Annotated in this window: 15 protein-coding genes; 4 read left to right on the top strand and 11 right to left on the bottom strand. The window is 61.9% G+C overall.

Annotated features, from left to right (window positions below):
• Positions 1-5: 5 nt before the first annotated feature.
• Both ACS4RR_RS18925 and ACS4RR_RS18920 read right to left on the bottom strand, forming a co-directional pair.
• On the bottom strand, positions 6-1,055 hold the full coding sequence (locus ACS4RR_RS18925; protein ID WP_456189130.1) for a DUF2336 domain-containing protein: 1,050 nt from the start codon (positions 1,053-1,055) through the stop codon (positions 6-8).
• Positions 1,056-1,303: 248 nt separating this feature from the next.
• Positions 1,304-1,510: a hypothetical protein gene (locus ACS4RR_RS18920; protein ID WP_033180552.1), complete on the bottom strand. Its 207-nt coding sequence runs from the start codon at positions 1,508-1,510 to the stop codon at positions 1,304-1,306.
• A 538-nt stretch (positions 1,511-2,048) separates the two neighbouring features.
• On the opposite strand from ACS4RR_RS18920, the gene ACS4RR_RS18915 reads away from it, so the two are divergent.
• Positions 2,049-2,216, top strand: a complete 168-nt coding sequence (locus ACS4RR_RS18915) for a hypothetical protein (protein ID WP_222386207.1) — start codon at positions 2,049-2,051, stop codon at positions 2,214-2,216.
• A gap of 13 nt (positions 2,217-2,229) precedes the next feature.
• Here ACS4RR_RS18915 and ACS4RR_RS18910 read toward each other — a convergent pair whose 3' ends face one another.
• The 3 genes from ACS4RR_RS18910 to ACS4RR_RS18900 form a co-directional block, all read right to left on the bottom strand.
• Positions 2,230-2,778: a DUF1254 domain-containing protein gene (locus ACS4RR_RS18910; RefSeq protein WP_162118071.1), complete on the bottom strand. Its 549-nt coding sequence runs from the start codon at positions 2,776-2,778 to the stop codon at positions 2,230-2,232.
• Positions 2,771-3,358: a DUF1214 domain-containing protein gene (locus tag ACS4RR_RS18905; protein ID WP_222386208.1), complete on the bottom strand. Its 588-nt coding sequence runs from the start codon at positions 3,356-3,358 to the stop codon at positions 2,771-2,773. Before ACS4RR_RS18905 ends, ACS4RR_RS18910 begins: the two co-directional genes overlap by 8 nt.
• 302 nt (positions 3,359-3,660) lie before the next feature.
• Positions 3,661-5,859: a transglycosylase domain-containing protein gene (locus ACS4RR_RS18900; protein WP_222386209.1), complete on the bottom strand. Its 2,199-nt coding sequence runs from the start codon at positions 5,857-5,859 to the stop codon at positions 3,661-3,663.
• Positions 5,860-6,063: 204 nt separating this feature from the next.
• Here ACS4RR_RS18900 and ACS4RR_RS18895 point away from each other — a divergent pair, with 204 nt between their 5' ends.
• Positions 6,064-6,537 (top strand): YcgN family cysteine cluster protein, encoded by a 474-nt coding sequence (locus ACS4RR_RS18895; RefSeq protein WP_222386210.1) that lies wholly within the window; start codon positions 6,064-6,066, stop codon positions 6,535-6,537.
• A 6-nt stretch (positions 6,538-6,543) separates the two neighbouring features.
• Here the strand turns inward: ACS4RR_RS18895 and ACS4RR_RS18890 are convergent, their stop codons facing one another.
• Positions 6,544-7,104: a TetR family transcriptional regulator gene (locus ACS4RR_RS18890; RefSeq protein WP_260110486.1), complete on the bottom strand. Its 561-nt coding sequence runs from the start codon at positions 7,102-7,104 to the stop codon at positions 6,544-6,546.
• A gap of 119 nt (positions 7,105-7,223) precedes the next feature.
• Here ACS4RR_RS18890 and ACS4RR_RS18885 point away from each other — a divergent pair, with 119 nt between their 5' ends.
• Positions 7,224-8,138 (top strand): SDR family oxidoreductase, encoded by a 915-nt coding sequence (locus ACS4RR_RS18885; protein WP_260110487.1) that lies wholly within the window; start codon positions 7,224-7,226, stop codon positions 8,136-8,138.
• An 86-nt stretch (positions 8,139-8,224) separates the two neighbouring features.
• Here ACS4RR_RS18885 and ACS4RR_RS18880 read toward each other — a convergent pair.
• From ACS4RR_RS18880 to ACS4RR_RS18860, 5 genes are all read right to left on the bottom strand, one after another.
• Positions 8,225-9,173, bottom strand: a protein-coding gene (locus ACS4RR_RS18880) for an IS630 family transposase (RefSeq protein ID WP_260109160.1) whose coding sequence is annotated in 2 segments (ribosomal slippage) — positions 8,225-8,836 and positions 8,838-9,173 — 948 coding nt in all. Because the reading frame shifts where the segments join, the coding sequence is not laid out codon by codon here.
• A 113-nt stretch (positions 9,174-9,286) separates the two neighbouring features.
• The gene (locus tag ACS4RR_RS18875) at positions 9,287-10,354 is read right to left on the bottom strand and encodes a fatty acid desaturase (protein ID WP_168724878.1); all 1,068 of its coding nucleotides are present in this window, start codon (positions 10,352-10,354) and stop codon (positions 9,287-9,289) included.
• 302 nt (positions 10,355-10,656) lie between these two features.
• Positions 10,657-10,800, bottom strand: coding sequence for a hypothetical protein (locus tag ACS4RR_RS18870; protein ID WP_003546677.1), 144 nt, complete (start codon positions 10,798-10,800; stop codon positions 10,657-10,659).
• Between the two features lie 736 nt (positions 10,801-11,536).
• A complete protein-coding gene (locus tag ACS4RR_RS18865; RefSeq protein ID WP_260110488.1) occupies positions 11,537-11,950 on the bottom strand; it encodes a hypothetical protein in 414 nt (137 codons plus the stop codon).
• 95 nt (positions 11,951-12,045) lie between these two features.
• Positions 12,046-13,446, bottom strand: a complete 1,401-nt coding sequence (locus ACS4RR_RS18860; RefSeq protein WP_260110489.1) for an MFS transporter — start codon at positions 13,444-13,446, stop codon at positions 12,046-12,048.
• A gap of 123 nt (positions 13,447-13,569) precedes the next feature.
• Between ACS4RR_RS18860 and ACS4RR_RS18855 the strand changes: the two genes are divergently transcribed.
• Positions 13,570-14,532 carry a LysR family transcriptional regulator gene (locus ACS4RR_RS18855; protein WP_260110490.1) on the top strand — a complete coding sequence of 321 codons (963 nt, stop codon included), beginning with the start codon at positions 13,570-13,572 and terminating at the stop codon, positions 14,530-14,532.
• Positions 14,533-14,535: the final 3 nt, after the last annotated feature.

Raw genomic sequence — 14,535 nt, 5'->3', positions numbered from 1 at the left:
GCGGTTCAGCGAGACCGCCGTCCCATGATGCGCATGTCGCGCTGCGGCGGCGCCTGGCGGATGAAGCGGTGGTTGGGCGTTTCCTGAGGTGCGGGCACATTGGGCACGTCGTGCCTATAGGTGTAGCGATCGGCACGCCGCCAGGCTTCGACGCGTTCGTGGCATTCTTCCGGGTCGAGTGCATCGAGCACCATCCAGCCGCGAGTGACGTTGTGCTGCTGTTCGGCCAGGTGCGGATAGAGCCTTTCGAGCACGAAAACGGCATCAAGAAAGCCCATGTCGAGGCTCGTCAGTGTCGTGGCGAGCTGCTGGCCGGAAAGATCGAGCATGATGCGCTCGGCAAGCCAGCGGCTGGCGGAAAGCGCATCGGCAAGTGCTGTTGCGAAATGCGTCGCCTCGCGTGAGCGCGCGAAGCGCACCAGCAGCGCCTCTTGAATGTCGCTGAGCGTGCGCAGACCGAGCCTGTCTTCGTCGGCACGGCCGAGATGACCGGCAAGCCCGAGGATACGCTCGCGCAACGCCTCTTCATTGGCAACCCGCTGTTCCTCCAACGCATCGGCCTCGTTGGTCTCGGCCGGCACCGGCGAAAGCGGGACCGCCGGCGATTCCATGATCGGCGCCGAGGCGCCCACGGCCCGAGGCTGGCTCTGGCGCAGCGCCACTAGCGCATCGATGACCTTCGGCGAGAGTGAATCGCGGCTGACGATCGCCTTGACATGCGCAGCACCCTGCATGCGCGCGATGGTAATCAGCGTATCGTCGGCGATCGCCTTGGAGGCGGCAAGAAAAGGGGCCGCGATCTCGATCGGCTGGTTGCCGATAAACAGTGCCACTGCGGCCGGCATGTTCTCGCATTGGGACAGCGCTGCGACCGCCTGCCGCTTGGCCTCGTCGGACGAGGCTTGGAACAGCGGCATGAAAAGTTCGGCGAATTGGCGCAGTTCGGACCGTGTCGGATGAGACAGGTTCTCGAAACTGCTGACAGTCGCCATCAACACCACGTCCTTTTTCCTGACGGCCAAGGGGCCTTCTAGGTCTCGAAACCGGTCACGCACAAAAACACCCCGAAAACGCAGAACAACGGGACCATGGGCCGATATGCGCTGGCGGAACGCATGTCAGGCCATACGGTGATGAACAAATCCTAGACCGGTAGGGTTAATGCATGCTGAAGATTTTATTAAAAAGCAACAGAAATATACACGCTCAGCGTGTTGTTGCATAGTTAGCCGGCGATATAAAAATGCGCGGTTTGGAACGGCGCTATGAGGATTCCTCACCGCCGAAGTGATGGTTGAAAAGTTCAGGCAATCCTGTGATCTCGCAACGCGTGCAGCAGCTTTTCGCGGCTGTCATAACCGGCCTGATAAAGGTCGAGGGCCGCGGATGCCGCGAACTGCGCGTCGACGCTTTTGATGTCGATGCGCCGTTCCGAGCACCAGGCATCAAGCGCACTGCGCAGCACGTCGAGATCGTCAGGCGAGAAGGATGAATTGACCAGCAAAGACACCGCTTACCCTCCGCATTCCGGCAAGAGCGTAGAAAATCCCCGATCGATCGGTGCCCGGGAACTGTGATCGACCGAACGAAACATACGCGCATCTGAGCGCCTCGCAATTAAATATTTTCATGACGCATTTTTGCAACACTGCCTTTTTCGAGGTAGAGAGATTGCCGCGCCAATGCCAACTATATGAATTATTTCTAATTTTAGCGGCGATGCCAAGCCAGGCCCTTGCGCAGGCGGCGTGAAACCAAATCGACTCTTCGAGCGTTAAAGGGAAGGCGAGTCGAACGGTGTTTGGCATCGCCGAACATTAGTAAACTGTTAACTGTCATGTGTCTCAATTCGGATAGGAACGACGCGATTTGAGTAGTTGGATCGTCGAAACTCCGCATCACGGTATTTCAATCAGGTGCCGTGGGAAAGGCGCGAATGCCCTCGGTCCGGTCATTCCGGCACCGCAGGACGCGCCGGCCCGCACATTGGCGGGCAGGGTGAAATCCATCGCAAGTTCATCCGTCTCGGGCAGTGCATGGAGACGAGAATGGCAATAGTAGTCGCATTGGCGGATCGGCAGCCGCGGGCGCCGCATCGCCCGGACAAAGAGCCCCGCGAAGCCAAGATCCTCTGGTTCACCGGCGTCCGCTACGAGCGGTTGGCCGAGAGCCCTAGACCTAGTCCGGCGCCCGCGCCGCGCGTCAACAAGAAGTAACCGCTCTTCAACCTTAGCGAGCGGCGAATTGCTCGCAGCCGGCTTCCGTCAGGAAGTTGCGCGCAGCCTCATTGAAGCTCGCCTGCGGCGCCAGCGTCCGCAGCACGGCATAACCGTCCGGCCGTGCCATTTCCACCAGGATCGCCTGCTGCAGCTCCTGCGGCAGATTTTTGCGCAGGTCGGTCAGCTGGATCGGACTGCCGGCCAGCACATCGAGCGCACCGCCGACCGATGTCCTGTCGTTCATGCTGAAGACCTCGTTGGAGGCGCTGTCGTAGATCGCGATCGACCAGAAGGGCACATTGCCCTTGGCGGTGAAATGCACCGGAGCATCCTCGACATCGAAGGAGCAGACGGCGGTGCGCAGGAAGGGGTCGCCATTGGCAAGGCCGGCCTCGTCATACTGGTCGCCGAGCAGGTAGAAATTGTTGAGATCGCCCTCCGCCTCCACGCGGGTTGCCGCATCCCTGCCGGTGAAATGCGGCAGCGACAGGATGATGACGAGATGCAGCAGGGCTGCGCCGAAAAGGCCGGTCAGGACGGCGAAGAATATCCTAAGCATTGCCGCATCCGGTCTTGGTGAGTTTCGGCATGGCGAGGTCGATCACGCCGGAACTGCCGGCGGTCGGGGTGTCGAACAGCGTCAGCACCAGCCGGAAGGAGCCGGCCTGTGGTAAGGCCAGCCAATTGCCCGGCTGGGCGACGGCGGAGATCTCGATCGAGAAGCTGCTGTCTTGCTGGCGCAGCACCGTCCAAGAATTGAGCGCAGAGGGATGCCCGGTCGTCACCGCCGCCGGATTGCCGCCATTGTCGGCGGTAAAGAGCGTCCAGAGCCGGGCAGGCGGCGTCTGCCCGCTGATGCGGTAGCGGCAGCCGGCATTCAGCCGCGCGCCCTCGTCGTCGACGCTCGCCGTGAAGGTCAGGCCCTCGGCGCTGCCGTAGAGCAGCTTGCCGGCGCGCGCCCGGTGCGACTTGGCATAGGGATCGGCCTCGACCGTCTGCAACGCCGGAAAGGCCTCCCAGGCGCCGAGCTTGATCGCCCCAAAACCCTGCGTCGCATCCAGCGCATAAAGCGAAATCATGATCCCGCCGCCAAAGGCGACGATCAGCGTGATCGCGATAAAAAGGGGAAATCGAAACACGTCATGACCTTGGAAACCATATCGGATGAAAGGGTTACCACTGATTCTGGCAGGGTGGAATGCCAAGCCGTGCCATAGAGGCCGATTGATCCACGTTATGCAAGGTGCGGCAACAGGGCTGTCCGGTTTGCGCGAATGGCTGCCCCTCACCCTAACCCTCTCCCCGTAAACGGGGCGAGGGGACGTGGCCTACGAGAGGTGTGCGGGGAACGGAGAGGTGGCGACATGGTCCCTTCGCCCCGTTTACGGGGAGAAGGTGGCGGCAGCCGGATGAGGGGCAGTCCGGCAATCTCCTGGGCCAACTACTCCGCGCTCGCCACCTTCGCCGGCGCGAGCGGGGCGGCATCCTTCAGCTTTTCGCCGAGTGTCTTGAGGATGTCAGTCGATTGAACCGAGAGCATGCGCGGCCGGACAAGCTGCGGCAATCCGTCCTGCGGCTTGGCGGCAGACGTCTTGGCGAGGTCCTTTTCCGAGGGCAGGGGGTTTTCGACGCCGGGGATGGCGCGCAGCGTGACGCCCTGATGGGCGTAGTCCATGGCACGCTTGAAGGTCATCGCCGGCAGCGAGCCGCCGGTCATGTTGTTGGTCGAGGTGTAGTCGTCATTGCCGAACCAGACGGCGCAGGTGTAATTGCCGGTGAACCCCACGAACCAGGCGTCGCGATAGGCCTGGGTCGTGCCGGTCTTGCCGGCCGTCAGGATGCCGTTGTCGAGTGCGGCCTTGCGCGCCGTGCCGACATAGGGAACGCGCGACAACATCTGGTTCATATAGGCGTCGGCCTGTTCGGACAGCACGCGTTTCGGCGCCGGTTCGTCATGGTCGAAATCGTAAAGCACGTCGCCGTCGTAATCGAGGATCTGAGTGATGCCGTGGCGGCGCGACTGGTAGCCGCCGGCCGGGAAGGTGGCATAGGCCGTTGCTTGGTCGAGCACCGTTACCTCGGACGTGCCGATCGGGATGGTGACGTCGTCGCGGATCGGCGTTTCGACGCCGAGATTCTTCGCCATCGCTCGGATCGGCTGAATTCCGAGTTTTTCCTTGGCAAGCCGCACCGGCACGGTGTTGATCGACTGGGCGATCGCGGTCTCAAGCGTTATGCGGCCGGCATAGTGATTGGCATAATTATGCGGGCTCCAATTGCCCCAGGAGATCGGGGCGTCGACGATAGTCGTCTTCGGTGTCATCCCGCTCTCCATCGCCACCGAATAGGTGTACACCTTGAAGGAGGACCCCGGCTGGCGCAGCGCTCTGGTGGCGCGGTTGAACTGGCTTTCGCCGTAATCTCGGCCGCCGACCATGGCGCGCACGGCGCCGCCGTTTTCGATCATCACCATCGCGCCCTGCTTGGCGTGATAGGCTTCGCCATATTCGCGCAGCGACGTCTCGACCGAATCCTCGGCCGCCTGCTGGATGCCCATGTCGATCGTCGTGCGCACGATCAGCGAATGCTGGTGGAAACGCGGTGAAAGCCGCTGCACCTCGTCGAAGGCCCAGTCGAGGAAGAAATCGGGCGATTCCACCTCGTTGCGATCGACGACGGTGGCGGGGTTGCGCCTGGCGGCGATCACCTGACCCTCGGTCATCAGCCCGCTTTGGACGAGATTGGTCAGCACCTCGTTGGCGCGTGCACGCGCCGCCGGCAAGTTGACATGCGGCGCATATTTGGCCGGCGCCTTGAACAGGCCGGCGAGCATGGCGGATTCGGCAAGGTTCACATCGGTGATATTCTTGCCGAAATAGAACTGCGCCGCTGCGGCTGCGCCAAAAGTGCCGCCGCCCATATAGGCGCGGTCGAGATAGGTGGAGAGGATTTCCTTCTTGGAAAGGTTCGCCTCTAGCCACAATGCCAGGAACGCCTCGGTGACCTTGCGGTCGATCGAACGTTCATTGGACAGGAACAGGTTCTTGGCGAGCTGCTGCGTCAGCGTCGAGCCGCCCTGCACGACTTCGCCGGCGCGCGCATTCTCGCTCATGGCGCGGAAGAGACCGATGAAATCGATACCGAAATGGTCGAAGAACCGCCGGTCCTCGGTGGCGATCACCGATTTGATCAGCGAATCCGGCAGCTCATCGATCGGCACGGAATTCTGGTGGATCACGCCGCGATGGCCGATAACGTTGCCGTAGCGGTCGGTGAAGGTGACGGCGAAATCGCCGCGATTGCGCCAGTCCTCCTTGGTCGCCTCGAAGGCGGGCTGGGCAAGCAGCAAAATCAGCACGGAGCCGGCCGCCCCGAGCGTCAGCCCTTCGCCGGCAAGTTCGAAGACCATGCGCTTCCAGCCGCGCACGCGAAAGCGGCGGAAGAAGATGGTGATGTCTTCCCAGATCTCGGCGGCGCGGAAGCCGGCGTTCCAGACGGTCGAATCGATCCAGGAATCGATGCGCAGCAGAATGTGACGGCTCTTCGCCGGCCGCTTTTCCGCCGCCTCGTTCGCCGCTTTTCCGGGCCTGTTTTCTGGCCCGTTTTCTGGCCCATTTCCTGGGTTGTCCGGATCCTGCACGTCCTGTATTCCCGCCTGATCGCGCTTCGGTCATATCCGACGAAAGCGCGAGGCCCGCATATGGCCGCAAATCTCTCCGATATCAGGAGAGAATTCTCCGAGTACCAGGAGTATACTGAAGGATTGATTGATTTTGCGGCCGATAACAAGAGAGATGCATGAGGGTCACGCGAATTTGCGGGCCGCTGTTGCAAGAAACGAACGATGAACGATCTGCCCTTCTGGAAGAGCAAGACGCTTGCCGAAATGACCGTCGCCGAATGGGAAAGCCTCTGCGACGGCTGCGGCCTCTGTTGTCTCAACAAGATCGAGGAATGGGATAGCGGCGATATCTATTTCACCTCGGTCAGCTGCAAGCTGCTCGACGGCGAAAGCTGTCGCTGCTCAAGCTATGAGAACCGCTGGGATTTCGTGCCGGACTGTGTTCAGCTGACGAAGGAGAACGTGCCCGATATCGCCTGGCTGCCGCCGACCTGCGGCTATCGGCTGGTCAATGAAGGCCACGACCTCTACTGGTGGCACCCGCTCGTCTCCGGCGACCCGGAGACCGTCCATGCCGCCGGTATTTCTGCGCGAGGCCGCACGATCAACGAAAGTGAAATCGATATCGACGATCTCGAAGATTACGTCGTCGACTGGCCGCTGACCGTGGGCGAGAAGGACGATGAGGAAGCATAAGCGGGCTCAGGGCTTTATTGCCGCGAGGAAGCACCGCAGCTCCGTCTCCACATAGGCGGCCACCGGCCCCTCCGCGCCAAAACCCCACCAGATGAGCGAACCCTGCCATTGCGAAAGCAACAGCCGGGCGATCGTCTCCGGCGCAGTCGCCGATCCGAAACATCGCGCGATCGCCGCCGTCAGGGCCGTTCCCCACGCGGCCCCTCGGGCGCGCAGCACCGGATCGCGGAAATCCTCGCGAAGCACCAGCAGTCCCTCACCATAGGCAGCGGCATTGTCGCCGTAGTCCTGCGACAGGCCGACGAGCAGCGTGATGGCGCCTTTCGGCGTTTTCGGGACGGTCTCGGCAAGCCGCGCCGTTTCCGCATCCAGCCTGTCCCAGGCATAAAGCAGCGCGGTGCGCAGCATCGCCGCTTTCGTGGCGAAACGCTGCACCAGCGTCGAACCGGAAAGTCCGCTGGCTTTCGCCACCGCCGCAAAGGTCGCCGCGTCCGGGCCCTCGGCCTGGATCAGCGCCAGCACCATGGCGAGAAGCTGTTCGTCGGACAGTGTGCGGCGTCGCGGCATGAAATTCCTCTTGCATTCACGTCATATGTAAACGATCATTCGTTTATAAACAAGGAGCGCCGGGTAATTCCTGGTGCAACCATTGCAGCATGAGGCGCTTTAGCGTGGAGGATGGAGAAGTGACAGCGAACTTGCGGGAGAAAGTGGCATTGGTGGCGGGTGCTACGCGCGGCGCCGGCCGAGGCATCGCGGTGGAACTCGGTGCTGCCGGCGCCACCGTCTATGTAACGGGACGCACGACGCGCGCTCAGCAATCCGAATATTCCAGGCCGGAGACGATCGAAGAGACGGCTGAACTTGTAACCGCCGCAGGCGGCAAGGGTATCGCCGTGCAGGTGGATCATCTCGTCGAGCAACAGGTCGAGGCGCTGGTCGCCCGCATCCGCGTTGAGGCCGGCCGGCTCGATATTCTCGTCAACGACATCTGGGGCTGCGAGAAACTGTTCGAATGGGACAAGGCCGTCTGGGAGCATTCGCTGGACAAGGGCCTGCGCATGCTGCAGCTCGGCATCGAGACACATCTGATCACCGCCCATTACGCCCTGCCGCTGATGATCGAGCGGCCCGGCGGGCTGCTGGTGGAGATGACGGACGGCACGGCTGATTACAATGCCACGCATTACCGGCTTTCGCCCTTTTACGACCTCGTCAAAACGGGTGTCACCCGCATGGCCTGGGCGCATGCGCAAGATTTGGAAAAACACGGCGCCACCGCTGTTTCGATCACGCCTGGCTGGCTGCGCTCCGAAATGATGCTGGATGCTTACGGTGTCCGTGAGGAGAACTGGCGCGAGGCGACCAATGTGCAGCCGCATTTCGCCATTTCCGAAACCCCCCGCTTTGTCGGCCGCGCCGTTGCCGCCATCGCCGCCGATCCCGACCGCGCCCGCTGGAACGGCCAGTCGCTGTCGAGCGGCGGAGTGGCCAAGACCTACGGCTTCGACGATATCGACGGTTCGCGGCCGGATTGCTGGCGCTACATGGTGGAAGTGCAGGAGCCGGGCAGACCGGCTGACGTGACGGGTTATCGCTAAATAACTCCAGGAAAACAGCTTTCCCTGGAATTGGATGCAAGCAAAAGGTTAGGTCGGCTCTGCGCTCCCGTGAAAACTAGAGCGTTTCAGGTTTTGACGGAAGCGTATCCGGCATTGTCGAAGTAGTTGCTGCATTCGCTGGGCTCGATGGTTGTGACGAGGTGTCCGATGTGGCGCCAGGTGTCATCGATGGTTCGCTTCTGAGCCAGGCGCATCCAGTGCTTGATTTTGGCGAAAGCCTGTTCGATCGGATTGAGGTCGGGGGAGTATGGCGGCAAGTACCAGAGCCGAGCACCAGCGTTGCGGATCATCTGACGGATGGCGGCCGACTTGTGGGAGCCGAGATTATCCATCACGACGATGTCGCCGGGTTTGAGCACCGGTACGAGTTGCTGCTCGACATAGGCGCGAAAGCACTCACCGTTGATCGGTCCATCGAAGACACAGGGTGCGGTAAGCCGATCGCAGCGCAACGCGCCGAGGAAAGTCAGGGTGCGCCAATGTCCGTGCGGCGCGAAGCTGCGCAGGCGTTTGCCCTTCGGCCCCCACCCTCGAAGCGGCGCCATGTTGGTCTTGATCCAGGTTTCATCGATGAAGACCAGCCGTCTTGGATCGAGGCCAGCCTGCCAGGATCGCCAGCGCTGTCGCCGTCGCGCGACGTCAGCGCGCGCCTGCTCAAGGGCGAACAGTGTTTTTTTTGAACCGCAATCCCTCACGCCGCAGGAACTGCCATACCGTATCGTGGGATACCTTCACCCCTCGCGCGGCCAGCTCTTCCTTCAACCTGTGCAGTGACACATGCGGCGTCTGGTTGATCCGCTCCACGATAAACGCCCGATGCGGCTCCAGAACCCGCTTGCGGTGGCCGCCCATCTTCCCAGGCGCGACAGATCCGCTCGAACGATAACGCTGCGACCACTTTACCGCTGAAGACACGGCAATACCGAACCGCGCCGCAACCGACCGGCAGCTCTCACCGGCTTCGATTGCAGCAACAACACGCTCACGAAGATCATTGGAAAGAGGTCGCGTCATTCGATGCTGGCCTCCACTCCAGCCAGCATCTTGAATCACAAAACACACAAAAACGGAATCCCTTCCGATTCAACTAAATCCGGATACGCTCTAAACCGCTCTAACGCCCGCTATCATGCTGCGGCAAGCCGCGCTGCCTCGCGAAACGAGACCAGCCGCTTCGTCTGTTCGTCCCATAGCACCAGCTTGACGCAACGCAGGCTTTCCATGAGCGTGATGCGGCCGATATCGGCAAGCTCAGGATGGTCCCGCAGCACCTCCGGCAGCCGGTAGTAGGGCACCCGGCTCGACAGGTGATGCACATGGTGGATGCCGATATTGCCGGTGATCCAGCGCAGCACCGGCGGCAGGTCGTAATGCGAGGCACCGTGCAGGGCCGCATGCTGGAACTGCCAGTCCGGCTTCTTCGACCAGTGCGTTTCCTCGAACTGATGCTGGACGTAGAACAACCAGACGCCGGCAGCACCTGCCAGAAGCACGATCGGCAAATGCACCAAAAGAAAGGGAATGATCCCGATCGCCCAGATCAACAGCGCGGCGGCCACTGCGACGGCAAGGTTGGTCGCCATGGTCGAGACCCAGGGCAGGGCGCCGGAGCGCATCATGCCGAAAGGCAGGCGCTGCTTGAAGAGGAACAGCCATGCCGGTCCGATCCCGAACATCACGATCGGGTTCCGGTAGAGCCGATAGCCGAGCCGGCCCCAGCGTGACAGCGCGTTATATTCGGCAATCGTCAGCGTTTCGATATCGCCAACGCCGCGTTCGTCCAGGTTCCCGGCCGAAGCATGGTGTTCCGCATGCGCCCGGCGCCAATAGTCGTAGGGCGTCAGCGTCAGGATGCCGATCGTGCGACCGACCCAGTCGTCGACGCGGCGACGGGCGAAAAACGAGCCGTGGCCGCAATCATGCTGGATCATGAACAGTCGGAGCAGGAAAGCGGCGGCGGGAAAGACGAGGATCAGGCCGGGCCAGAAGCTGTAATGAACCGCTGCCCATGCGGCAGCCCAGAACAGCGCGAAGGGGACGACGGTAACGGCAAGCTCGAAGGCGCTGCGTCCGGCCCGCGGCTGGCGATATCCGGCAAGGATCTTCAGCCAGCGCTTTTCAGCGAAAAGCGCGGCTTGCTCGGCGGATCGATCCGGGTTTTCGGATCGCTCCGAGTTGTCGTCGGGCTCGCCCAAAGGGGCCACTTGGATTTCCTCGCACTCGCTGCGGCGCGCAGATCTGATCACAGAGTGACGCCGTGAAAGGCGGCGATCGCCGAAAGGCCGAGTGCAATCACCACGGCCGAGCGAATGAGGAAGAGCGGATAGTCGAAGTGGTACATGGTATGAAGAGTGGTCATAGTTGCAGCAATTCCTGTTTTTCTGAGAACATGTCAATGGGTGATGGTGTCACGCCGGAGCGCGGCGCGTTCGACAAGACGCGCTAGCACTTGCGCTGTTATGCGCACGGGGGCGGAGCGGGGGCTCGATAAGAAGTTCTATTTCTTTGGAGCACTGCCCTGCGGGGCGGTCTTGGTCGCCGTCTTCATCTGATTGGCGAATGTGCTTTCCACCTTCGCTGCCTGCTTGTCCTTCTTCGGCTTCCGGACCTCACGATTGCTTCTTACTTGTCCTTTTGCCATCGATAAAATCTCCCTTTAGATCGAAATTGAAAGCCGCAGCCTGCGTGGTATTCGCCCCGCTTATCGGTCGCGATCAGAGATCGCGGGATCGTCATGAGGGGCAACCCGACAACACCGGGCCGCAGGGATGGAATGAAAATGATGCCTGCTGAAACCGCATCGCAGTCTGGAGGCGGATGACCGGAGAGGTCACCGAAAGCCAAACCCGACGTTGAGACGGGACGTCACCATGCTTTCGCGATCGGGAAAATGGCGAGGCCGGAAACCCGGCCACCGCAAATGCCGCATCGGCCAAATCAGCGAGCCCTCCTTATAGAATAAAATTGAGGTGCCATTAAGGCCGCTGCCGCAGGAAAGCCATATTTCCACAGGGATTAAACATGCCGCGCAAAACTATGATGCAGCTTTGCGATAACGACATGCGTAAAAACAGGACCCGAAGCGCGAGGGTGAATCTTGCGACGCGCTCAGTCATTTACGGGAAACAGGCGGATCAGCTTCGTTCTTTCCATCTCCGCTCGGCCCGATGCCGACATGATACCGCGGGCCAAACAGAGTTCTATGTCCCGTCCGATATCGAGCGGTACCAGCATCGACAAAAGCAAATCCACTTGCGTACAAAGCAAGAGGGTTTTCCGCACAATAATTCTTCGGGCCGAGCGGCTCGCTTGCCGCTAGCGCATAACCCCGAAATCGGAATCGATTTTCCGAAAGGATTACGCGCAAACTCAAAGTGTTAGAGCGTCCTTAGTGCGTCTGAAAAGACGCGCGGCGCCCTTGCCGGCGCGTCGTGGCGGGGCAATCCCTGTATCGCATATCGGTTAAAGATGGGGGTTACCGGTTTCGGCGGCGTCTTCAGCTTGCCGAAATGATGTTCGAGCGCCAGCGAGAGCATGGCCGGCGAGGTGACGCCCTCCTCGAACAGCCTGATCAGCAGCACGGCCGCGACGTTGAAGACCCTTTCGTCGTCGATCAGGATTCTGGCGTCGTAACCGGCGTCGTCGAGCACGCCTTGAAGCATGTCGAGATCGGATGAGGTCAGATGCGATTTTTCGGAAGTGGAAGACATCGGTCCTCCTTTCATCGGGGCGAGGATACGAAGATCCTCAGTCGGCAGCGCCCGTTCAATGGCTGCCGAAGTTGCGACCATGCGCCTTTCGCCGAGGCAACGCAACGGGATTCTTGCCGCAGATCTAGCTCCGGTTCATGAGCAGCCCGCACCGGTCAGAGTGCGGGCTGTGAGGATCATTCCGCCGCTTGATAGGCAGGCCTCCGGGCGGCCGATGTCCGCGGACCGGCGGCGGCAAGCAGGGTGATCGCCACCGCAAGCGTTGCCACGAAGGCTATGCCGGCGACGTAGGGGTTCCAGCCGAAATGCGGTGCGGCGCCGAAGACCGCCGAGGCGGCCGCAAGCACGATGCCGCCGCCGATCTGGAAGGAGGCGAAGAGCAGCCCGGAGGCGAGCCCCGCCTTGTCATCCTCCACATCGGAAAGGGCCGCAACCTGCACCGAGGGGTAGGTCAGGGCGTAACCCAGGCCGAGCGGGATCTGCGAGAACACGACCAGCAGGATCGGATCGACATGTCCGAGTGCGGTAACCCAGAAGACGTAGCTGAAGGCCTGCAGGCCGACACCCACTGCCATCAGCCGGGTAGCGCCGCGATTTTGCGCGACCGTCGCAAAACGTGGCGCCAGGAACATCACGAAGACACCGCCAAGCGCGAAGCAGAAGCCCGTCGTGAAGGCCGACCAGCCGATGACGTTCTGATAGTAGAGCGTCGCCAGAAACTGGAAGCCGACATAGGCACCCTGGAAGAGGGCGGCGATCGCATTGGCATGCCGGAGTTTGGCGCGGCGGAACATGCCGAGCGGCACCATCGGATCGGCATGGCGCGCTTCGACCAGGAGGAAGAGCAGGATCAGCACCAGCGACGCGGCGAGCGAACCCCAGGTCGGGAACGCCTGCCAGCCGGCGGCCGCGGCGTTGGTGATGCCGAAAACGAAGAGCAGCAGCCCGGGCGTGATCGTCAGCGCGCCGGCCCAGTCGAAGGCAGGTCTCGGTCCCGCCCTTTTCGGGTCGGCGGGCAGCACCAGCGGCGCCAGAACGAGCGTCAGGATGGCGACGGGCGCGCCCATGACGAGCGTCGCCCGCCAGCTGAAGATCGTCGCGGCACCGCCGAGCACCATGCCGAGCACGAAGCCGGCGGCGCCGGTGGAGGAGAAGACACCGAGCGCCTTTGCCCGTGCGGTTCCCTCGCCGAAGACGGAGAGAAGCAGCGCTAGGGCTGCAGGCGCCGTGAAGGCGGCGGCAATGCCTTTGATCAATCGGGCGGCGATCAGCGTCGGCCCGCTATCGACGAAGCCGCCGGCGATGCTGGCGGCGGCAAAGATCGCCAGCGACCAGAGGAAGACGCGGCGATGGCCAAAGACGTCGGCGACCCGGCCGCCGAGCAGCAGGAAGCCGCCATAGCCGAGCACATAGGCGCTGACGGCCCATTGCAGCGATGTCGCCTCCATGCCGAGTTCGGCCTGGATGGCGGGAAGCGCAACGCCGATGGTGGAGACGTCCATGGCGTCGAGAAAATTGGCGGCGCAGAGCAGCAGCAATGCCAGCCCCGCCCCGCTTGGCGATTTGGAAAGAGTCATCGAAATCGTTCCTTCTTCGCTGCCGCCTCATCGGGGGAGGTTGCCGGACGGCAGGGAACGAGAAAATGTACAGCTTCCTTTCCTATTGCAAATTGATAGTAGCCATGCCAGGTATTGCTGACGATGATGAATGATGCCACTCTTCGCAAGATCGACCTCAATCTCCTGCTGGCCTTTTCAGTGCTGATGCAGGAGCGCAACGTCAGTCGTGCCGCCGAACGGCTGCTGCTTGGCCAACCCGGCCTGTCGGCCGCTTTGCGGCGCCTGCGCGAGGCCCTGGACGACGAATTGTTCGTACGTGTCGGCCGCGGCCTGCAGCCGACGCCGCGCGCCCTTTCCATCGCCCCGGCGATCGAGGATGCACTGTCGGGCATCGAGCGCGCCATCCGCCCGCAGGCCGAATTCGATCCGGCAAGCTGGCAGGGCGAGTTCCGCATCGGCATGTGCGACAATCTCGAATCGGCCTTCTTCGGCCCGCTTGCCGCCCGTCTTCTCCAGCTTTCACCCGGCGCCCGGCTGATCGGCGTCGCCTCCGAGAAACGCGATGCCGCGCGCCGGTTGGACGAGGGCGTCTTCGACTTCAGCGTCTCCGTGCACGACGAACCGGCCTCTTGGCACATTCGCGCGCCCTTGTTCGACCAGGCCTCAATCTGTATTTACGACGAAGCTCAACTCCGGCTAAAGGCGCCGCTGAGCCTCAAGGACTTTGCCAATGTCGCCCATGTCACGGTCTCGTTCGAAGGCAATGCCGCGACCAGCATCGACATCGCGCTGAGCCGCACCGGGCACGTCAGACAGGTGGTGGCGACAGTGCCGCGCTTTTCCGCCCTGCCGACTGCGCTGCGGGCCATGCCCGCCATCGCCACCGTGCCGGAATCGATCGGCCGCTGCATGGCGCAATTGCATGGGTTGACGATCTGTCAGCCGCCGCTTCCTCTCCCCGCCGATCCGGTGACGATGCTCTATCGCCGTATCGACCAGGCCGACGGCCGGGCGCGCTGGTTCCGTCGCCTGTTCCTCGAGGTCGCCAGCCAGGCGCTCGAAGCCTCCGGCTGCCGCGTATCGATCTCGAGAGTTGCCGCCTGACCC

The sequence above is a fragment of the Rhizobium zaerense genome, from assembly GCF_051810725.1.
Classification (GTDB): domain Bacteria; phylum Pseudomonadota; class Alphaproteobacteria; order Rhizobiales; family Rhizobiaceae; genus Rhizobium; species Rhizobium leguminosarum_I.
This window is presented reverse-complemented; position numbering and strand designations above follow the sequence as displayed.